Source organism: Aureimonas glaciei (assembly GCF_014643375.1).
Classification (GTDB): Bacteria; Pseudomonadota; Alphaproteobacteria; order Rhizobiales; family Rhizobiaceae; genus Plantimonas; species Plantimonas glaciei.
On record NZ_BMJJ01000006.1, the window covers coordinates 216854 to 235976 of the forward strand.

The following is a 19123-nucleotide window of genomic DNA, read 5'->3' on the forward strand; positions in this document are numbered from 1 at the left end:
GGTTTCAGTCCGCTCTGCCCGCCACCCGCCGCAGGAGTGCGGTGTCGGCCTCGATCAGACGCTCCAGAGCGCGATGCGCCAGGCGTCGGCGGAGCGCGGCACCGATCCGGCCTTTCCCAAGGGCCGCGATGATCGGCGCGTAGTCCTCGGGATCGGTGGCGACAACGACGCGGCCCGCGTTCTTGATCGCGGCGCGGATCATTGCGGGGCCGCCGATGTCCATGTCGGCGAGAGCGGTTCCCGCCGCGGGGGCGATGCTGGCGATGAGAAAGTCGATCGGGGAATAGCCATGCCCGGCCAGTTCCCGGTCGTCCCCCTCGCGCGCCAGAAGGCCCGCGAAGACGGCTGGATGCAGGGCCTTGACCCGGCCGTCCAGCATCGCCGGATGGCCCGTCAGGGTCGCGATCTCGTGTGCCTCGATGGCGTGGGCGCGCAGATGGTCCGCGGTGCCGCCGGTGGCGTAGAGCGCCACGCCGCGATCGCGCAGTGCACGGCCATTTGCGCCAGGCCGCTTTTGTCGGCCACGGAGAGAATGGCACGGCCAGGCGAACTCGGCATTTTTCGTTTCCCCTTGAACGTCGCGCCTGGCCTGCCTTTTTCTTTGGGTTGCGTGTATTAAAAGATACACGTCAATGTAGCATAGTCATCCGTCTTCGCCAGTCCGTCTCATGACAGGGGACGCGGCGCCGGGAATGCGGCCGTCGCCACCGTGTCGGCGCAGTCGTTTGCCGGCGTCACGCCCCGTGCCTAGGATGGGCGCCGAAACCTTTCTCGATCGGAGACCAAAGGTGCGCATCATGTGCCTCAACGGCTGGGGCGGGACTCTCTACGTAGAGATCGCGGCCTATCTCCGAGAGGCCGTGCCCGATGTTCTCTGCCTGCAGGAAGTCGTCCACTCGCCCGCGACGGACAAGGACTGGCTGACCTATCGCGACGGCGCGCATGTCCTGCCGCAGCGCGCCAACTTCTTCCGCGATGTCGCCGCGGCGCTGCCGGACCATGTCGCCACCTTCTGCCCGGCGGCTCAGGGCGTGCTCTGGGACGGGGAGACGGCGATCCGCTCGCGCTGGGGCCTTGCCACCTTCGTCCGCGAGGACTTTCCGGTGATCGCCCAGGCGCAGGCCTTCGTCCACAAGGCCTATTCGCCGGACGGCTATGGCGAGCATCCGCGCTCGCGCAGCGCGCACGCCGTCCGGCTCTACGACCACGACCGCGGCTGGCCGGTGACGATCGCCCACATGCACGGGCTGCGCGACCTCGCCGGCAAGAGGGACACGCCGGAGCGCCTCGTCCAGGCCGCGCGCTTTGCCGATCTGGTCGGGTCAGTCGCCGAAGAGGGCGACCGTCTCGTCGTCTGCGGCGATTTCAACGTCGAACCGGACAGCCAGACTTTTGCCGCGCTCGCCCGTTTCGGACTGACCGAGCTCGTCACTGCACGCGGCTTTGCCGGGACGCGCTCCTCCCACTACCGCAAGCCGGGAAAGTTTGCGGACTACATGCTCGTCAATGAGGCCGTCAGGGTTCTCGGCTTCGATGTCGTCGAGGCGCCGGAAGTCTCCGACCACCGCCCGCTGCTTCTGGAAATCTGATCGCTGGGCCCGACGGCGCGTCGGCGACGCTGTCGCGCTCCTCGGGCGAGGGACGGGAGAGCCCCTTCAGTCCCGGTTGTCCGCCGCGGGGCGGGCGACGGTCCGGGTTTCCGCGACCACGACGCGGATGCCGTTCGCGCGCAGGCGGTCGAGATGGATCTTCGGCGTGCCGTCATCGACGATGACGATGTCGAAGCGGTTCAGCGAGACGAAGCCATGCAGCGCCCGCCGCTCGAACTTGGTGTGGTCGGCGAGGAGAATCCGCAGCGAGGCGGCGGCGAACATCGCCTTCTTTACCTCGACCATGTCGGCCGACTGGTGGAAGATCATGTCGTCGGTGATGGCAGCGGTGGACATGATCAGCGTGTCGGCGCGAAGCCGGGCGATCTCGCTGGTCGTGGTGTGGCCGAGAAACGCGTTACACCAGTTGTGGTACTGCCCGCCGAGACCCAGCAGCGTCAGATCGCGGACATCCTTCAGGACGTTCATCAGGGTCAGCGAATTGGTGATCGCCGTGAGCGGCAGTTTCGCCGGCAGCAGGGGCGCCATCTGCAGGACGGTCGTCGAATCGTCGAGAAAGATCGACTGGCCCGGCTCTACGAAGGCGAGGGCGGCAAGGGCGAGTGCCTGCTTTTCGGCGGACTGGCGGTTGGCCCGGTAGAGGTCGCTGGATTCGATCAGGCTGGTCGGCGCCGCCTGGGCGATGCCGCGGGTCTTGCGCAGAATGCCGCGGCTGGCCAGCTCGTCGAGATCGCGATGCGCCGTCATCAGGCTGATCTGGAAGCGCTCGGCCAGATCCTCGATGCGGACCGCGCCCTCGGCCATCACCGTCTCGGTGATCGACTGGCGGCGCAGGAACTGGCGGGCCTGGCGGGAGTCCTGGGGAAGCGGGTCGCGGGCGGCCGAATCCGGCGGGGCGAGGGCGGCTTCGAGGTGCTGAGGACGGGGTATTTCGGTCATGCCGCTTCAGCCTCGTGACGATCGCCGGGGACGGTTCGACGGCAGGCGTGGGGCGCCCTTGCCGCTGCGAGGCGCCCGTCTCGGCAAGCCGGCCCGGCGACTGTGACAGGTCGGCCCGCGGATCGGAAGACGGGCTTCCGACGACCGGAAAAGAGCCTGCGCAAGGGAGGACCGCAGCGGGGCGGCGATGCCGGAAGGCCGCCCCGCTTTGGTCGGCGATCACTCCGAGAGGGTGAAGGGCGCCGTGTACTTGTCGACATTGTCCTTGGTGATCAGCAGGCAGTCGAACAGCTGCTTTTCCGTGTCGACGCCGGTGGCGCCGGTCTTGATGAAGGCGTCGGCCTGCTGGACGGCCTTGGCCGAGAAGATCGCGACCGGCTGCAGCACCGAATACTGCAGTTCGCCCGCCTTGATGGCGGCGACCGCGTCGGGCGAGCCGTCGAAGCCGCCGACCTTGATGCCTTCGAGCTTGCCGGCCTCCTTCAGCGCCGCGATCGCGCCCAGCGCCATCTCGTCATTGCCGCTGATCACGCCGATGATGTCGGGATTGGCCTGCAGCATGCTCTGCATCTTGTCGTGGCCCTGGGTGCGGTCCCAGTTGGCGACCTGAGAGGCGGCCTTTTCGAGATCCGGATACTGGCTGAGGACGGTCTCGTAGCCATTGGAACGGGTCGCGGCATTGTTGTCGGAGGGGGCGCCGAGCAGTTCGACGTATTTGCCGGTCTCACCGACGGCCTCCACCCATTGCTGCGCACCGAGCGCGGCGCCCTGGGCATTGTTGGAAACGAGCTGCGCCTTGGCCAGGCCCTCCTGGTTGATCTCGGCATTGACGAGGAAGACGGGAATATCGGCGGCGATCGCCTTCTTCACCGCACCGATCGAGCCGCTGGCATTGGCCGGGTCGAGGATGATGGCGACGGACTTGTTGGTGATCGCCGTGTCGATCAGGTTGCTCTCGCTGTTGGTGTCGCCCTTGTGGGCGGCGACGTTGGCGGTATAGCCGAGCTTCTTGGCCTCGGCCGCGGCGACATTGCCCTCGGTCAGCCAATAGGGGTTCGACGGATCGTTGACGATGATGGTGATCAGCCCTTCGGCGGACGCCGAGGTGACGGCGCCGGCAGCGAAGGGCGCGACGAGCGTCGCCGCCGCCAGCATCAGCATTCTGGTCTTCTTCAGCATGTGCGTTCTCCCAGTTGGTCTCGTTGGCAGTGGGTCGCTTGGCCGCCGGTCGCCCGGCGGTCTTCCCGTCGCAGGTTAGGCCGGCTGGGCCTTCGTCGCCTGCTTGGTGGAAGCGGAAGGGCCGTCGGTCGGCGCGGGGGCCGGAGCGCGGCGGCTGTACTGGATGGCGTTCAGCATGACGGCGAGGATGATGACCGCGCCGGTGAACACCGTCTGCCAGTAAGAGGAGATGCCGATGATCACGAGACCGTCGGAGAGGAAGCCGATGACGAAGGCGCCGAGCAGCGTGCCCTGGATGGTGCCGCGCCCGCCGGTGAGGGCCGCGCCGCCGATGACCACCGCGGCGATCGCCGTCAGTTCGTATGTGGTGCCCGCGGTCGGGCCGGCCGAAGTCAGCTGCGAGGAGAGGATGAGGCCCGCCACCGCCGCGCAGACGCCCGACAGCATGTAGACGCAGACCTGCACGGTCTTGACGGGAACGCCGGAGAGTTCGGCGGCGCGGGCATTGCCGCCCGAGGCGTAGAGCCAGCGGCCGAAGGCGGTGCGGGTGAGGACCAAGCTGCCGAGGACGGCGATGACGACCAGCACGAGGACGCCGACGGGAATGCCAAACAGGCGGTTGAAGCCGAGCCAGTCGAAGCCGGTATTGCCGAGCTCCGGCCTGCCGCCGAGATTGTTGTAGGTCAGGCCATTGGTCATCAGGAGCGCGATGCCACGCGCGACATAGAGGACGCCGAGCGTCGCCACGAAAGCCGGCACCTTGAAGAAGGCGATGAGCACGCCGTTGAGAAGGCCGACGAGGGCGCCGAGCGCGCAGGTCAGGACGACCACCACCCAGACCGGCGGAAACAGCACGACGCCCGCCATGTCGATGGTCACGCCCTGCATCAGCGCGCCGGCGACGACGCCCGAGAGCCCCAGCGTCGAGCCCACCGACAGATCGATGCCGCCGCTGAGGATGACGAGCAGCATGCCGATCGCCAGGATCCCGAAGATCGCGACATGCGAGGCCATGATCAGGAAGTTGGCGAGCGACAGGTAATAGGGCGAGAGGATCGAGAACACGACGATGATGGCGATGAGCGCGAAGAAGGCGCGCCCTTCGAGCAGCAGCTTGCCGATGCTGAAGGGCTGGCTGCCGCGGTTGGCGGCCGGTCGTTTGCCGCTCTTTGTCGTGTCGGTCATGGTCAGCACTCCGCTGTTCTCAGAGATCACGCGATCACGGCTTCGCCGGAGGCGGCCATGATCTCTTCCTTGGTGACACCCGGCCCGAATTCGGCCGAGATCCGGCCGCGGCGCATGACCAGGATGCGGTGGGCGATGCTGAGGCATTCGGCGACCTCCGAGGTCGAGAACACCACCGCCAGCCCCTCGGCCGCCCGCTCCGCCAGCAGGCGGAAGACCTCGCCCTTGGCGCCGATGTCGATGCCGCGGCTCGGCTCGTCGAGAAGGATCACCTCGGGATCGGTCGTCAGCATCTTGCCGATGACGACCTTCTGCTGATTGCCGCCGGAAAGGGAGCCGATCGGGGCATTGCCGCCGTCGGTCTTGATGTGCACCCGGTCGATGCTGTCCTCGACCAGCGCCTGTTCGCGCGACGCCGACAGGACGAGGCCGCGGGCGAAGCTGCCGATGCTGGCGAGCGACAGGTTGCGGCCGACGGTCATGGTCTGCACCAGCCCGTCGCGCTGGCGATCCTCCGGGACGAGGACCAGGCCCCGGCCGATCCGCTCGGCAATGCTGAGCCTGGAGATTTCCTCTCCCCTGAACACGATCCGGCCCCCGGACTGCGTCACGCGACCGGCGACGCACTCCATCATCTCGGTGCGCCCGGCGCCCATCAGCCCGTAGATGCAGACGATCTCGCCGGCGCGCACGTCCAGCGACAGATGGTCGACCACCGAAAACCCGGCGGTATCGGCGACGCTGAGATCGTCGATCGACAGGGCGACCGGGCCGAAAGCATGGCCGGTCGGGGGCGAGCCGAGATCGAAATTGTCGCCGACCATGTTGCGCACGATCCATTCCAGATCGATGTCGCGGGCCTCGGCATTGGCCGTCATCGTGCCGTCGCGCAGCACCACGGCATGGTCGGTGATCTGCAGCGCCTCTTCCAGGTGATGCGAGATGTAGACGATGGAGACGCCGCGGGCGGTGAGGTCGCGGATCACCTTGAACAGCACCTCGACCTCGGTCGCGCTGAGCGCCGAGGTCGGCTCGTCCATGATCAGGATGCGCGAATTGACCGAGAGCGCCCGGGCGATCTCGACGATCTGCTGCTGGCCGAGACGCAGGTCCTCGACCAGGGTCAGCGGGTCGATGTCTTCCTCAAGGTCGGCCATCAGCGCCTCGGCCTGGCGGGCCTCCTCGGCGAAGTCGACGCCCGTGGCGGTGCGCAGCTCGCGCCCCATGAAGATGTTGTCGCGCACGTTCATGTTGGGCGCGAGGCTGAGTTCCTGGTGGATGATCGAAATGCCGCGGTCGCGCGCGTCGGCGGACGAAGCGAAGCTCACGGGGGCGCCGTCGAGGATGATCTGCCCGGAGGTCGGCTTGACCACGCCCGACAGCACTTTCATCAGCGTCGATTTTCCCGCGCCGTTTTCGCCGAAGAGCGTCGTCACCTTGCCGCGGTGGATGTCGAAGTTCACACCCTTCAGCGCATGGATGCTGCCGTAGGATTTCGCGATGTTGCGCGCCGAGAGGACGGCATCGCCGGCGGGCTCCGTCCGGGACGCGCTCATGGGACTTCCAGTCTGACGGGCGTGACCAGCCAGCTGTTCGGATTGACGAGCTTGAAGACGCCGACGACCGACAGGGTCTTGCCGGTCAGGTCGGTGGTGTCGATGGGCTGCAGGACCTGCTTCTTCACCTCCTCGTTGAGAGCCGAGCCGGCATCCTGGTATTCGATCTGGTTGGTGAACTGGCCGAAGGAGATCGTGCCGGTGGCGTCGCGGATGTCGGTCCCGTTGACCGCGGGCCCCGTCTGCACGCGGATGCGCAGCTTTTCGGGCATGCCCTCGACATCGACGTCGTAGATGCCCGATTTCGCCGCGCCGGCGACGCCGCTGAACTTCACCGACATCACCGCGCCCGCACCGGCCGCCACGCCATACTGCGCCTCGGCGGCCTTGCGATCGGCGACGATGGCGTCGGCGAGGATCTTGGCGTCGACGGCCCGGGCTTCGACGGCTGCCTGGATGGTCGGAAAGGTTTCAGCGCCGTAGGTCTCGGGTGAAAAAACGCCCGCCTGCACGTCGTCGCTGGAGCCGACCGTGACGATCCGGGTGTCCAGCGCCATGGCGACGACGAGCGCCAGAACCGCGACCCCGATGAAGACCGTCCGCCGGCGGGGAGAGGCGCGCCTTGGAGCCGCCGTGTCCACCTCTGTGCTCATGCGAAAATCCCGGGATCGAGGTTTGTCGGTATCGCGCCCTCGCTGGCGGCCGGGCAAGGCTCGCATCGACGGGCATGCCGCGCAGACCGGCCGGATTCGCCCGGCGCCGGTGCGATCGCAACGATCCGGAGCGCCGTCTCTAGACGACGAGCCGGGCGGGAGCCCGGAGCGATGGCGGATAAGCGCATGTCTTCCTCCCGGCTTTCGGCGAGCCCTTTTCCCGGGCTTTCTGTGTTATGACTGTGTTATTATCTGTCCATTCAATGTGAGTTGCCGGCCCCGTTGTCAATCCGTTTTCGAGGTGTGCACTGCGAAAACGTCGCGGCGTCGCACTGCGACAAAGCCCTCGTCCTGATCCGCTTTCATTGTTTGCGACTTCTTATGTCCCGGGTTTAAATTGCTGAATACATTAAATCTTCCACCAGTTTTCTCATAGGGAATGACGCCTGTCCGACACGGGCGATGGCGCCGCAATCCTCGCCGGCAGCGCGTTCCGGATCGAACCCATCCCGGGATATCGTTGACCTGCCGGATCGTGAAATGTAAGAAACATCATTCTTTGAAAAATTCTACGATGCCGAGCGGTGGCAGGGAGAGACGGGTGCGGACTGCCTCGCAGCAAGACCTGGACGACAGCCTCGCGATCCGTGCCGCCTGGCTCCACTACGGCGCCGGAATGACGCAGGCCAAGATCGCCACGATCCTGGGCGTGACCGGCGTGAAGGCGCATCGGCTGATCGCGCGGGCGAACCGCAGCGGCGCGGTGAAGGTGACCATCGAGGGTGACATCGCCGAATGCGTGATGCTCGCCAGCCGTCTCAGCGAGCGTTTCGGACTGGAGACATGCGAGGTCGCGCCGGACCTCTACGAATCCGGCCTGCCGCTGCGCGCTCTCGGCATCGCCGGGGCCCAGTTCATCCAGGCGCAGATCGAGCGCCTGCAGGGCGGCGTCATCGGCATCGGGCATGGGCGGACGCTGGCGGCGGCGATCACCGCGCTGCCGCGCCGGGAGGCCGGCGACGTTCGCTTCGTCTCCCTGCTCGGCGGCGTCACGCGCAACTATGCGGCCAATCCGCATGACGTCGTGCACCGCTTGGCGGAGAAGACTGGCGTGACGGCCTATGTGATGCCGGTGCCGTTCTTCGCCAACTCGGCCGGGGACCGCGAGGTGCTGCTGGCACAACGCGGCGTCAGCACCGTCTTCGAGCTCGGCGCGCGGTCGGACCTGATGATCGTCGGCGTCGGCACCGGCGGCCCCGAAGCGCAGCTGGTTGCCTCGCAGATGGTCGATGCGGGGGAAATGCGCGAAGTGTCGGAACTCGGCGGTATCGGGGAGCTTCTCGGCCATTTCTTCGATTCCGAGGGCCGGCCGGTGATCACGCCGCTGGCCGCACGCACGGTGTCGCCGAGCCTCGACGCCCTCACGGGGCGAAAAGTGGTGGCGATCGCCGGTGGTCACGAGAAGATCGCCGCCATTCGCGCCGTCTTGATGAGCCGATGCCTCGACGGGCTGATCACCGACGAGCGGACGGCGCGGGCGCTGGCGCATGACGATCCGGCCTGAGACCCGGAAAACCGGCGCAGGACAGGGAGGATAAGGGTTCGATGTGTGTCAGTCAGTTCCACCGGCGCCCGCGGGCGCTCGTCGAGGCCGTTGGGGAGGCCCGGGCCGTCGGGCCACTCCATGTCTGAGGCCGGTCAGGATATTCTCATCGGCATCGACGCGGGAACCTCGGTGATCAAGGCGGTGGCCTTCGATCTGGCGGGCCGCCAACTCGCCGTCGCCGCGCTGCCGAACCGCTATGCCTCGGGGGCCGACGGCGCGGTGACGCAGGAACTCGCGCGGACCTGGCAGGACTGCGCTCGGACCCTGCGCGATCTCGCCGGCAAGGTCGAGCATCTCGCCCGGCGCACGGCGGCTGTCGCCGTGACCGGACAGGGCGACGGCACCTGGCTGGTCGGCCGGGACGATGCACCGGTCGGCGACGCCTGGCTCTGGCTCGACGCGCGCGCGTCGTCGACGGTGCGCCATCTCAGGGCGGGGCCGGGGGAGCGGACGCGTTTCGAGCGGACGGGAACCGGGCTAAACCCATGCCAGCAGGGTCCGCAGCTGGCGACCATGGCCGCGATTGCGCCCGAACTGCTCAGCCACGCCGAAACCGCTCTCCACTGCAAGGACTGGCTCTATCTCAACCTCACCGGCGTGCGCGCCACCGATCCGTCGGAGGCGAGTTTCAGTTTCGGCGACTTTCGCACCCGGCGCTATGACGACGCGGTGCTGGAGTCGCTCGGCCTGACGAAGCAGCGCCATCTGCTGCCGCCGATTGTCGACGGTACCGAGGTCACGCACGGGCTCACCGCCGAGGCTGCGGCCGCCACCGGGCTCCTCGCGGGAACGCCGGTCTGCCTCGGCTTCGTCGACATGGTGATGACGGCGCTGGGGGCGGGCGTCCATACCGGCGATCCCGCGGCGGCCTGCTCGATTGTCGGATCGACCGGCGTCCACATGCGCGCGGTGGAAGCCGGCGGCGTGCACCTCAACGACGAGGGCACGGGCTATGTCATCCTCTTGCCGGTGCCCGGCATGGTGACGCAGGTCCAGACGAACATGGCCGCGACGCTGAACATCGACTGGGCGCTGCGCCTCGCCGGCGACCTGATGGCCGAGGTCGGAGGAGCCCCGAGCCATGCCGAGCTCGTCGGGCGCATCGAGGGCTGGATGGCGGCGAGCCGGCCGGGTTCGCTCCTTTACCACCCCTATATTTCCGAGGCCGGCGAGCGCGGGCCCTTCGTCGACGGCAACGCCCGGGCCGGCTTCATCGGTCTCAACAGCGGCCATCGCTTCCCCGATCTCCTGCGCGCCGTGGTGGAGGGGCTCGGGATGGCGACGCGCGACTGCTACGCGGCAATGGGCGCGATGCCGGGCGAATTGCGTCTGAGCGGCGGCGCGGCGCGCTCGCCGGCCCTGCGCGGGGTGCTCTCCGCTGCCGTCGGCGCGCCGACCCGCCTCTGCGCGCGCGAGGAGGCGGGAGCCGCGGGCGCGGCGATGATGGCGGCCGTGTCGATCGGCGCCTATGCCGATATGAACGCCTGCATCGCCGCGTGGGTGACGCCGCTGCTGGGACCCGCCGAGGCGCCGGACCAAAACCTTGCCGATCTCTACGGCCGGACGTTCCCGGCCTATGTCGACGCCCGCCGGGCGCTGGTGCCGGTCTGGGACCGGATGGCGCATGAGCGGCAATCAAGACCATGACGCCGGTGACACCAGAGGGCTCCCGCCCGACGCTCCGCCGGCGCGAAGCGACCCATGAGGGAAATGAGATGAGCGACATCCAGCGCGTCGACCTGTTCGTCATCGGCGGCGGCATCAACGGGGCGGGCATTGCGCGCGACGCCGCAGGTCGGGGGCTCTCCGTCATCCTGTGCGAAAAGGACGATCTGGCGCAGGGCACCTCGTCGCGGTCGGGCAAGCTCGTGCATGGCGGACTGCGCTATCTCGAATACTACGAGTTCCGCCTGGTGCGCGAGGCGCTGATCGAGCGCGAGGTGCTGCTGAATTCGGCCTGCCACATCGTCTGGCCGATGCGCTTCGTCCTGCCGCACAGCCCGGACGACCGCCCGGCCTGGCTCGTGCGGCTCGGCCTGTTTCTCTACGACCACCTCGGCGGCCGCAAGAAACTGCCGGGCACCCGCACGCTGGACCTTGCCCGCGACCCGGAAGGCGCGCCGATCCTGGACAGCTACAGCCGCGGCTTCGAATATTCCGACTGCTGGGTCGACGATGCCCGCCTCGTCGTCCTCAATGCGGTCGGCGCGGCCGAGAAGGGCGCCGAGATCCTGACCCGGACCGCCTGCACCAGCGCGCGCCGCGAGGACGGGCACTGGCGGATCGAGATGCGTGACCAGGCGACCGGCTCTACCCGCACGGTCGAGGCGCGCGCGCTCGTCAATGCCGGCGGCCCCTGGGTCAACGACATCGTCGGCCGGGTCGCCGGCAGCAATAGCCGCCGCAATGTCCGCCTGGTGAAGGGCAGCCACATCATCGTGCCGAAATTCTGGGAGGGCCAGCATGCCTATCTCGTCCAGAACCACGACAAGCGGGTGATCTTCATCAATCCCTATGAGGGCGACAAGGCGCTGATCGGCACCACCGACATTCCCTATGAGGGACCGCCGGAGGAGGTGAGGGCGGAGGCGTTCGAGATCGACTATCTGCTGGCGGCCGTAAACCGCTACTTCAAGGAGAAGCTGAGGCCGGACGACGTGATCGAGAGCTTTTCGGGCGTCAGGCCGCTCTTCGACGACGGCCAGGGCAATCCCTCGGCCGTGACGCGCGACTACACCTTCGATCTCGACGAGACCGCAGGCGTGCCGCTCCTCAACGTCTTCGGCGGCAAGATCACCACCTTTCGAAAACTGTCGGAACACGCGATTGAAAAGATCGCAAAGTTCTTTCCCGAGATGGGCGGCAACTGGACGCGGGAGTCGGTCCTCCCCGGCGGCGAGATTGACGGCGCGGACTTCGTCGGCTTCGCCGAAAGCCTGCGCACCTCCTATCCCTGGATGCCGCGGTCGCTGGTCTATCACTATGGCCGGCTCTACGGCGCGCGCACGGAAAAGCTCGTCGCCGGCGCGACGTCGCTGGATGGTCTCGGGCGGCATTTCGGCGCCGGTTTCTACGAGGCCGAGGCGCGCTATCTCGTGGACAAGGAATGGGCGATGACGCCCGACGACATCCTGAAGCGCCGCACCAAGCACGGCCTGCATCTCAGCGCGGACGAGCAGGCCGGCTTTGCCGACTGGTTCGACGGCGAGCGCGCCCGCGCCGCCTGACCCATCCGCCCTTGATCCGGCCGTCCCGCTTTCGCCTCAGCTAACCCATGGAGCAGACATGCCTCTGACCCTGTCGTTGAACACCAATCCGCTCGTCAACCGCTTCGCCGATCCGGACGATCTGATCGAGACCGTGGCACGCGATATCCAGATCCGCGACCTGCAGCTGACGCACGAGTTCATCAACCCATCCTGGCCGGCGGCGGTGACGCGGCGGCTGACCCGGCAGATGAACGCCGCGCTCGCGCGAACCGGCGTGCGGGTGACCTCGGGCATGACCGGGCCCTACGGGCGGCTCAATCATTTCGGGCATCCCGACGCGGACGTCCGGCGCTACTATGTCGACTGGTTCAAGACTTTTGCCGACATCACCGCCGATCTTGGCGGCACGTCGGTCGGCACGCAGTTCGCGATCTTCACCTACCGGGACTTCGACGATCCGGCGCGGCGCGATGCGCTCATCGACATCGCCATCGACTGCTGGACGGAGGTCGCCGAGCACGGCAAGGCGGCCGGTCTCGACTATGTCTTCTGGGAGCCAATGTCGGTCGGGCGCGAGTTCGGCGAGACGATCGCGGCGTGCCGGTCACTGCAGGACCGGCTGACGGCGACCGCCATGGCGATCCCGATGTGGATGATGGCCGATATCGACCATGGCGACGTGACCAGCGCCGATCCCGACGATTTCGACCCCTATGCCTGGGCGCGCGCGGTACCGAAGGTGTCGCCGATCATCCACATCAAGCAGTCGCTGATGGACAAGGGCGGCCACCGGCCGTTCACGGCGGAGTTCAACGCCCGCGGCCGCATCCAGCCGGCGCCGCTGCTGGCGGCCTTCGCCGAGGGCGGGGCCGAGAACAACGAGATCTGCCTGGAGCTTTCGTTCAAGGAGCGTGAGCCGAACGACCGGGAGGTGGTCGCGCAGATCGCGGAATCGGTGGCCTTCTGGGCGCCGCACATCGACACCGGCGTGGCAGACCTCCACCTCTGACCGGGCGCCTCACCGCTGAAGGTGACTTCGGCCGTGCGGCCACCCGCGCCGAAGAGTCGGCGCTGGCGCCTCTGGTTGATGCCGGCTCAGGCGGCCCGGGCGACGAGCTTGGCGGCGAGTCGAACGGCGTTCTCGATGGCGCCGGTATCGGCGATGCCGCGGCCGACGATGTCGAAGGCGGTCCCGTGCGCCGGTGTCGTAAACACGGTGGCGAGCCCCGCCGTGACGGTGACGCCGCGGTTGAAGCCGCGCATCTTGGTCGCGATCTGGCCCTGGTCGTGATACATCGACAGCACTCCGTCATAGTCCCCGGCGAACGCCTTGAGATAGACCGTGTCGGAGGGGAAGGGACCCTCGACGGCAATGCCTGTCGCGGCCATGGCCGCGACGGCCGGTCGGATGATCTCGATCTCCTCCATGCCGAACAGCCCGCCTTCGCCGCCATGCGGGTTGAGCGCGGCGACGGCCAGCCGCGGGCTGGCGATGCCCGCCTTCGCCATCATCCTCGTCGCCAGCGTGATCGCTTCGCGGATCGCCGGGCCGGTCACCTGGTCGAGCGCCTGGCGCAGGGATACATGCGAGGTGACGCGCGACATCCACTGGCCGTCGAGGACGTTCATCTCACTGAAATAGCCGGTATGGCCGAGGAGATGGGCGAACATCTTGTGCTCGTCGGGAAACTTCCAGCCGCCGTCGAACATTGCCCGCTTGTTGAGCGGCGCAAACGACACCGCGTCGACGAGACCCGCTTTGGCGAAATCGATGGCGCGCGACAGCGTCTCGCCTGTGACGCGCCCGGACTCGGCGCTACCGATGCCCGGCGGATAGAGCGCCGGATCGGTATTGCCGAGATCGATGAGCGGCACCGAGGGGTCCGACCAGTCGATCGTCGACGGATCGTCGTACCGCTGATAGGCGAAGGTCACTCCGGCCTGGCGCATGCCGAGGTCGAGGACGCGCGCATCGCCGACCACGACGAGGCGGGCGACATCCGCCATGCGGCGGTCCGAGAGGATGCGGGCGGTCTGCTCCGGGCCGATGCCGGTGCAGTCGCCGGGGGTGAGGGCGATGAGGGGAAGGGTCATGCGGTCCTCGCGGAAGCTTCGGGGCGGGCGGCCAGAAGCGCGTCGGCGATGGCCTTGCCGGCGGTGACGGTGTCGGCGATGCCGCCGAGATCGCCGGTGCGCGCGGCCGGATCGACCAGCGTCGTCTCGATGGCCTCGACGATCGCGGCGGCGGCCTCTGTATGGCCGAGGTGCTCGAGCATCATCGCGCCGGCCCAGATCTGGCCAATCGGGTTGGCGATGCCCTTGCCGGCGATGTCGGGAGCCGAGCCGTGCACGGGCTCGAACAACGAGGGAAATTTTCGCTCGGGATTGATGTTGCCCGACGGCGCGATGCCGATCGTGCCTGTGCAGGCGGGGCCGAGGTCGGAGAGGATATCGCCGAACAGATTGGAGGCGACGACGACGTCGAACCGGTCCGGGTTCAGCACGAAATGCGCGCAGAGAATGTCGATGTGGTACTTGTCCCAGCGCACGTCCGGATAACGCTTCGCCATCTCCTCCACCCGCTCGTCCCAATAGGGCATGGTAATGGAGATGCCGTTCGACTTCGTCGCCGAGGTCAGGTGCTTCTTGCCGCGGCTTTGGGCGAGCTCGAAGGCGAAGGCGAGGATGCGGTCGACGCCGATGCGGCTCATCACCGTTTCCTGCACGACGATCTCGCGCGCCGTGCCCGGAAACATCTTGCCGCCGATCGAGGAATATTCGCCCTCGGTGTTCTCGCGCACGACGAAGAAGTCGATGTCGCCGGGCTTTCGGCCCGCGAGCGGCGAGGGAACACCCGGCATCAGCCGGACCGGACGAAGGTTCACATACTGGTCGAACTCGCGCCGGAACTGCAGCAGCGAGCCCCAGAGCGAGACATGGTCGGGCACGGTGTCAGGCCAGCCGACGGCGCCGAAATAGAGCGCGTCATGGCCGCCGATCTGCGCCTTCCAGTCGTCGGGCATCATCTGGCCGTACTCAGCGTAGTAGGCGCAGGACGAGAACTCGAACTCATCGAACGTCATGTCGAGGTCGAAGCGCTCCGCCGCGGCCTTGAGAACGCGCAGGCCCTCCGGCACGACTTCGGTGCCGATGCCGTCGCCGGGAATGACCGCGATGCGCATGCTGTTGCGGCTCATGGAAGCTCCTCTTCGTCGTCGCCGGGAGGCCGACGGACATGCCACCGGCGCTCCCTGTCATCCCGAACTGTACCACCGGAATGCAGAACGTAAGCCAAATTGTCAATTATAAACTGTTGACAATTAGGACGCCTTAGCGCGAGATTTCTGGCTACTGCCGCCGCCCGCGGCACCCGGTGAGGAGATGCCATGCCGTCCGAACCCGCGACCGCCATGCCGCCGCTCGAAACCCATCCGGGGCAGCTGATGGCGGGCTTTCGCAGCGAACGGATCCGCACCGCCGGCGCGGAGATCCACGTGGCCATCGGCGGGTCCGGGCCGCCGCTGCTGCTCCTGCACGGCAACCCGCTGACGCATGTCAGCTGGCACAGGATCGCCCCGACGCTGGCGAAGAGTTTCACGGTGGTGGCGCCGGACCTGCGCGGCTACGGCGACAGTTCCAAGCCGGCGGGCGGCGAGGACCATGCCGCCTATTCCTTCCGGGCAATGGGCGAGGACAATGCCGAGATCATGACGCAGCTCGGCTTCGACCGCTTCCAGGTCGCCGGCCACGACCGCGGCGCCCGCGTCGCCTTCCGCATGGCGCTGGATTTTCCGGACCGGGTGACGCGGCTCTGCGCCCTCGACATCATCCCGACCTACAACCTGTTGTCGGACATCACGCTGGGCTGGGGGCTGGAGAGCTATCACTGGTTCTTCATGGCCCAGAAGGCGCCGTTTCCCGAAAAGCTGATCGGCGCCGACCTCGACTATTACATCAACTACAAGCTGAACAAGAAGGGCGTCGGCCTGTCGATCTTCGCGCCCGAGGCTTTTGCCGAATACGTCCGCTGCACCACGCCCGAACAGATCCACGCGGTCTGCGAGGATTATCGCGCGACGGTGACGCTCGACTACGCCTTCGACGGCGCCGACCACGCCGCCGGCCGCAAGATCGCCTGTCCGGTGCTGGTGCTCTGGGGATCGAACAGCCATGTCGGCCGGCATCTCAGGCCGCTCGAGGCCTGGGGGCAGTGGGCGGACGACCTTGCGGGTTGGGCGGTTCCGACGGGGCACTATCCCGCCGAGGAGCGGCCCGACCTGATCTATGAAGCGCTGTGGCGGTTCTTCAGCGGCGCCGCGCCGCGGCCGTCCTGATGCCCGGCCCGATCACGGCTGTCGCGGCCAAAGCCGTGCTGCACGGAAAAGACGAGGTCGCCTGCCTCGACGTCCGCGAACACGGCCAGTACGGCGAGGGCCATCCCTTTCTCGCCGTGCCCTGTCCCTGCAGCCGGCTCGAGATCCTCGCCCCCGCGCTGCTGCCGCGCGCAAGCGTGCCGGTCATTCTCGTGGACGACGGCGACGGCGTGGCCGAACGCGCCGCGGCCGCCCTGGCCGGTCTCGGCTACCGCGACGTCGCGTGGATCGAGGGCGGCGCGGCGGCCTGGGCGCAAGCCGGTTTCACCCTGTTCAAGGGCGTCAATCTGCCCAGCAAGACGCTGGGCGAGCTTCTGGAGGCGGAGTGGCACGTCCCGCGCATCGACGTCGAGACGCTCGACGCCTGGCAGCGGGAGGAGCGTGCCTTCCACCTGTTCGACGGTCGTCCTGCCTCGGAGTACCGCAAGATGACGATCCCCGACGCGGCGTCCATGCCGAACGGCGAACTGGCGCACCGCTTTTCCGTCGCCGACCCGGCCGAGCCCGTCGTCATCCACTGCGCCGGCCGCACCCGCAGCATCGTCGGCGCCGCCAGCCTCGCGCTGGCGGGCGTGCCGAACCCGGTCTTCGCGCTGGAGAACGGCACGCAAGGCTGGGCTTTGTCGGGTCGTGCGCTGCATCATGGCGCCACACCCGCCCCGCTGCCGGATCTGAGCGAGGACGCCCGGCTGAGAAGCCGCGACCGCGCGGATGCCGTGATCGCGGCGAACCGGCTGACGGTCATCAAGCCGGGCGATCTCGATCGTCTGGCCGCCGATCCCGCGCGGACGCTGTATGTCCTCGACGTGCGAACGGAAGCCGAATTCGCCGCCGGCACGCTGACGGGAGCGGTGCATGCGCCGGCGGTGCAGCTGGTGCAGGCGAGCGACGCCTGGCTCGGCGTGCGGCGGGCCCGCGTCGTGCTGGGCTGCGATACCGGGCTGCGGTCCGCGACCGCCGCTGTCTTCCTCGCCGCTCTGAACTACGAGGTCTTCGTGCTTCCCGGGATCGAGACGTTCTCCGGCCATTCCGGCCCGGGGCGTCGCGATGCGCCGACGCCGCCGACGTTGCCGGCTCTTGAGCCGATGTCGGTCGAAGCGGCCGTGGCGTTGGCGGCCGCCGGCGAAACGCTTCTCGATCTCCGGGGATCGCTCGATTTTCGGGCCGGCCATCTCGCCGGCGCGCGCTGGGCCATCCGCCCGCGCCTCGGCGGGCTCGACCCGGCCCGGCCGGTGGCCCTGGTCGGGACGGCCGAGGTCGTCGCCCTGGCCGCCCGCGATCTGCGCGCCGCCGGCCATGCCGATATCCGCCATGTCGCGGGCGACCCTGCGGTTTGGCGTGCGAGCGGCCTCGCAGTCGAGGCCATGTCGGACGACCCGCCGGATGAGGCCGCGATCGATCACCTGTTCTTCGTCCACGACCGCCATGACGGCAATCTCGACGCGGCCAGACGCTATCTCGCCTGGGAGATGGGGCTGGTCGCCCAGCTCGATCCGGCCGAGCGCGCCGAGTACCGGATCGGCCCCGGTCCTTTCGCCTCGCCACGGGCGTAAGCCGGGGCGGGGGCGGCCGCAGGGATCCCGGTCCACGACAGGCCTCCGGTCGGTCGGCCGCTCTTGCGTCGTCCGCTGTTGGGCGCCGCGGGTCTCGCCGCTCGACAGGCCTGGGTGGGATACACTACGACCGGCCCTGCCGTCGGGAACGGCAAGAGCCGAATCTCTGGGAGAACAACGCCATGACCCTCAACCGCCGCGATTTTTCGATGATGCTCGCCGCCCTCAGCGGGGGCGCCGCGTTGCCGATGCTGCGCCCGTCCCGGGCCCAGGCGGCCATGGTCGAAGAGCTGACCATCATCGCCGCCGCCAGCACCGGCGGTGGCTACGACACCCTCGCCCGCACCGCGCAGATGCTGCTTCAGGACCAGAAGCTCGCCGGCAACGTCGAGGTGATGAACGTCCCCGGCGCCGGCGGCACGGTGGGACTCGCCCAGCTGATCAGCCGCGGCCGCTCGTCGGCGCTGCTGACCGCTGGCCTCGGCATGGTCGGGGCGGTGATCATCAACAAGTCGGCGGTGTCGCTGGCCCAGACCAAGCCGGTCGCGCGCCTGCAGGGCGAGTACCAGCCGCTGGTGGTCGCCGCCGACTCGCCGATCAAGTCGCTCGACGATCTGGTGAAGGCCTACAAGGCCGAGCCGGGCGCCGTCTCCTGGGCCGGTTTCGGCCTCGGCAGCCCCGACCATCTGGTCTCGGCGCAGGTGGTCAAGGCGACCGGCGGCGACGTCACCCAGATGAACTACATCGTCGTCGGCGCCGGCTCGGAAATGCTGCCGCTGGTGCTGTCGAACCAGGTCACCGTCGCCACCGGCGGCTACAACGAGTTCGCCGACATGATCACGACCGGCAAGCTCCGGGCGCTCGGCATCTCCTCGCCGGAGCGGCTGAAGGGCATCGACGTGCCGACCTTCCGCGAGCAGGGCGTCGACACGGAACTGGTCAACTGGCGCGGCCTGGTAGGCAGCACGAAGCTCACGGCGGAAGAGCTCGCCGACCTCGACGAAGCCTTCGGCGCCATGGCCAAGAGCGACGAGTGGAACGAGATCTGCGCCAACCGCGGCTGGCAGAACCTCTATATGCCCTCGGCCGAGTTCACGACCTTCCTCGAGGCCGAACAGACCCGCGTCACCGCGCTGCTGGCCGAGCTCGGCCTCGGCGGCTGAGACGCCTTCGGGTCTCTGACGACGAATAAGCAGAACGGCGCCGGTCCATCAGACCGGCGCCGTTCTACTAGGCAGGGATGGTTGTGCCAGCCGAGGG

General features: G+C 68.0%; 16 protein-coding genes. 8 read left to right on the forward strand and 8 right to left on the reverse strand.

Going from position 1 to position 19123, the window contains the following annotated elements:
- Positions 1 to 4: 4 nt before the first annotated feature.
- Positions 5 to 628, reverse strand: coding sequence for a hypothetical protein (locus IEX88_RS14095; protein WP_274604610.1), 624 nt, complete (start codon positions 626 to 628; stop codon positions 5 to 7).
- A 160-nt stretch (positions 629 to 788) separates the two neighbouring features.
- Here IEX88_RS14095 and IEX88_RS14100 point away from each other — a divergent pair, with 160 nt between their 5' ends.
- Positions 789 to 1589, forward strand: a complete 801-nt coding sequence (locus IEX88_RS14100) for an endonuclease/exonuclease/phosphatase family protein (RefSeq protein ID WP_188851704.1) — start codon at positions 789 to 791, stop codon at positions 1587 to 1589.
- A 66-nt stretch (positions 1590 to 1655) separates the two neighbouring features.
- On the opposite strand, the gene IEX88_RS14105 is transcribed toward IEX88_RS14100, so the two are convergent.
- The 5 genes from IEX88_RS14105 to IEX88_RS14125 all read right to left on the reverse strand — a co-directional run bounded on the left by IEX88_RS14105 (position 1656) and on the right by IEX88_RS14125 (position 7122).
- Positions 1656 to 2549 carry a DeoR/GlpR family DNA-binding transcription regulator gene (locus IEX88_RS14105; protein ID WP_188851706.1) on the reverse strand — a complete coding sequence of 298 codons (894 nt, stop codon included), beginning with the start codon at positions 2547 to 2549 and terminating at the stop codon, positions 1656 to 1658.
- Between the two features lie 219 nt (positions 2550 to 2768).
- On the reverse strand, positions 2769 to 3728 hold the full coding sequence (locus IEX88_RS14110) for a D-ribose ABC transporter substrate-binding protein (protein WP_188851708.1): 960 nt from the start codon (positions 3726 to 3728) through the stop codon (positions 2769 to 2771).
- Between the two features lie 75 nt (positions 3729 to 3803).
- Positions 3804 to 4913 carry an ABC transporter permease gene (locus IEX88_RS14115; protein WP_188851710.1) on the reverse strand — a complete coding sequence of 370 codons (1110 nt, stop codon included), beginning with the start codon at positions 4911 to 4913 and terminating at the stop codon, positions 3804 to 3806.
- A gap of 26 nt (positions 4914 to 4939) precedes the next feature.
- Positions 4940 to 6469, reverse strand: coding sequence for a sugar ABC transporter ATP-binding protein (locus tag IEX88_RS14120; RefSeq protein ID WP_188851712.1), 1530 nt, complete (start codon positions 6467 to 6469; stop codon positions 4940 to 4942).
- Positions 6466 to 7122, reverse strand: a complete 657-nt coding sequence (locus IEX88_RS14125) for a DUF2291 family protein (protein ID WP_188851714.1) — start codon at positions 7120 to 7122, stop codon at positions 6466 to 6468. The genes IEX88_RS14120 and IEX88_RS14125 overlap by 4 nt, the downstream gene beginning before the upstream one ends.
- Positions 7123 to 7696: 574 nt before the next feature.
- Here IEX88_RS14125 and IEX88_RS14130 point away from each other — a divergent pair.
- The 4 genes from IEX88_RS14130 to IEX88_RS14145 all read left to right on the forward strand — a co-directional run bounded on the left by IEX88_RS14130 (position 7697) and on the right by IEX88_RS14145 (position 12946).
- Positions 7697 to 8686, forward strand: a complete 990-nt coding sequence (locus tag IEX88_RS14130; RefSeq protein WP_188851897.1) for a sugar-binding transcriptional regulator — start codon at positions 7697 to 7699, stop codon at positions 8684 to 8686.
- A gap of 120 nt (positions 8687 to 8806) precedes the next feature.
- A complete protein-coding gene (locus IEX88_RS14135) occupies positions 8807 to 10375 on the forward strand; it encodes an FGGY-family carbohydrate kinase (protein WP_188851716.1) in 1569 nt (522 codons plus the stop codon).
- Between the two features lie 68 nt (positions 10376 to 10443).
- Positions 10444 to 11955, forward strand: coding sequence for a glycerol-3-phosphate dehydrogenase (locus IEX88_RS14140; protein WP_188851719.1), 1512 nt, complete (start codon positions 10444 to 10446; stop codon positions 11953 to 11955).
- A 58-nt stretch (positions 11956 to 12013) separates the two neighbouring features.
- On the forward strand, positions 12014 to 12946 hold the full coding sequence (locus tag IEX88_RS14145; RefSeq protein WP_188851722.1) for a sugar phosphate isomerase/epimerase family protein: 933 nt from the start codon (positions 12014 to 12016) through the stop codon (positions 12944 to 12946).
- An 86-nt stretch (positions 12947 to 13032) separates the two neighbouring features.
- Here IEX88_RS14145 and IEX88_RS14150 read toward each other — a convergent pair whose 3' ends face one another.
- Both IEX88_RS14150 and IEX88_RS14155 read right to left on the reverse strand, forming a co-directional pair.
- The gene (locus IEX88_RS14150; protein ID WP_188851724.1) at positions 13033 to 14031 is read right to left on the reverse strand and encodes a PdxA family dehydrogenase; all 999 of its coding nucleotides are present in this window, start codon (positions 14029 to 14031) and stop codon (positions 13033 to 13035) included.
- Positions 14028 to 15134 carry a tartrate dehydrogenase gene (locus IEX88_RS14155; RefSeq protein WP_188851726.1) on the reverse strand — a complete coding sequence of 369 codons (1107 nt, stop codon included), beginning with the start codon at positions 15132 to 15134 and terminating at the stop codon, positions 14028 to 14030. The genes IEX88_RS14150 and IEX88_RS14155 overlap by 4 nt, the downstream gene beginning before the upstream one ends.
- A gap of 189 nt (positions 15135 to 15323) precedes the next feature.
- Here IEX88_RS14155 and IEX88_RS14160 point away from each other — a divergent pair, with 189 nt between their 5' ends.
- The 3 genes from IEX88_RS14160 (at position 15324) to IEX88_RS14170 (ending at position 19026) form a co-directional block, all read left to right on the forward strand.
- Positions 15324 to 16271: an alpha/beta fold hydrolase gene (locus IEX88_RS14160; protein ID WP_244640177.1), complete on the forward strand. Its 948-nt coding sequence runs from the start codon at positions 15324 to 15326 to the stop codon at positions 16269 to 16271.
- On the forward strand, positions 16232 to 17863 hold the full coding sequence (locus IEX88_RS14165) for a rhodanese-like domain-containing protein (protein ID WP_244640178.1): 1632 nt from the start codon (positions 16232 to 16234) through the stop codon (positions 17861 to 17863). Before IEX88_RS14160 ends, IEX88_RS14165 begins: the two co-directional genes overlap by 40 nt.
- 182 nt (positions 17864 to 18045) lie before the next feature.
- Positions 18046 to 19026, forward strand: a complete 981-nt coding sequence (locus IEX88_RS14170) for a Bug family tripartite tricarboxylate transporter substrate binding protein (protein ID WP_188851728.1) — start codon at positions 18046 to 18048, stop codon at positions 19024 to 19026.
- Positions 19027 to 19123: the final 97 nt, after the last annotated feature.

Coding starts and splice junctions, on each gene's coding strand:
- IEX88_RS14105 (WP_188851706.1), bottom strand. CDS start 2,549: ATGACCGAAATACCCCGTCCTCAGCACCTCGAAGCCGCCCTCGCCCCG.
- IEX88_RS14110 (WP_188851708.1), bottom strand. CDS start 3,728: ATGCTGAAGAAGACCAGAATGCTGATGCTGGCGGCGGCGACGCTCGTC.
- IEX88_RS14115 (WP_188851710.1), bottom strand. CDS start 4,913: ATGACCGACACGACAAAGAGCGGCAAACGACCGGCCGCCAACCGCGGC.
- IEX88_RS14120 (WP_188851712.1), bottom strand. CDS start 6,469: ATGAGCGCGTCCCGGACGGAGCCCGCCGGCGATGCCGTCCTCTCGGCG.
- IEX88_RS14125 (WP_188851714.1), bottom strand. CDS start 7,122: ATGAGCACAGAGGTGGACACGGCGGCTCCAAGGCGCGCCTCTCCCCGC.
- IEX88_RS14130 (WP_188851897.1), top strand. CDS start 7,697: ATGCCGAGCGGTGGCAGGGAGAGACGGGTGCGGACTGCCTCGCAGCAA.
- IEX88_RS14135 (WP_188851716.1), top strand. CDS start 8,807: ATGTCTGAGGCCGGTCAGGATATTCTCATCGGCATCGACGCGGGAACC.
- IEX88_RS14140 (WP_188851719.1), top strand. CDS start 10,444: ATGAGCGACATCCAGCGCGTCGACCTGTTCGTCATCGGCGGCGGCATC.
- IEX88_RS14145 (WP_188851722.1), top strand. CDS start 12,014: ATGCCTCTGACCCTGTCGTTGAACACCAATCCGCTCGTCAACCGCTTC.
- IEX88_RS14150 (WP_188851724.1), bottom strand. CDS start 14,031: ATGACCCTTCCCCTCATCGCCCTCACCCCCGGCGACTGCACCGGCATC.
- IEX88_RS14155 (WP_188851726.1), bottom strand. CDS start 15,134: ATGAGCCGCAACAGCATGCGCATCGCGGTCATTCCCGGCGACGGCATC.
- IEX88_RS14160 (WP_244640177.1), top strand. CDS start 15,324: ATGCCGTCCGAACCCGCGACCGCCATGCCGCCGCTCGAAACCCATCCG.
- IEX88_RS14170 (WP_188851728.1), top strand. CDS start 18,046: ATGACCCTCAACCGCCGCGATTTTTCGATGATGCTCGCCGCCCTCAGC.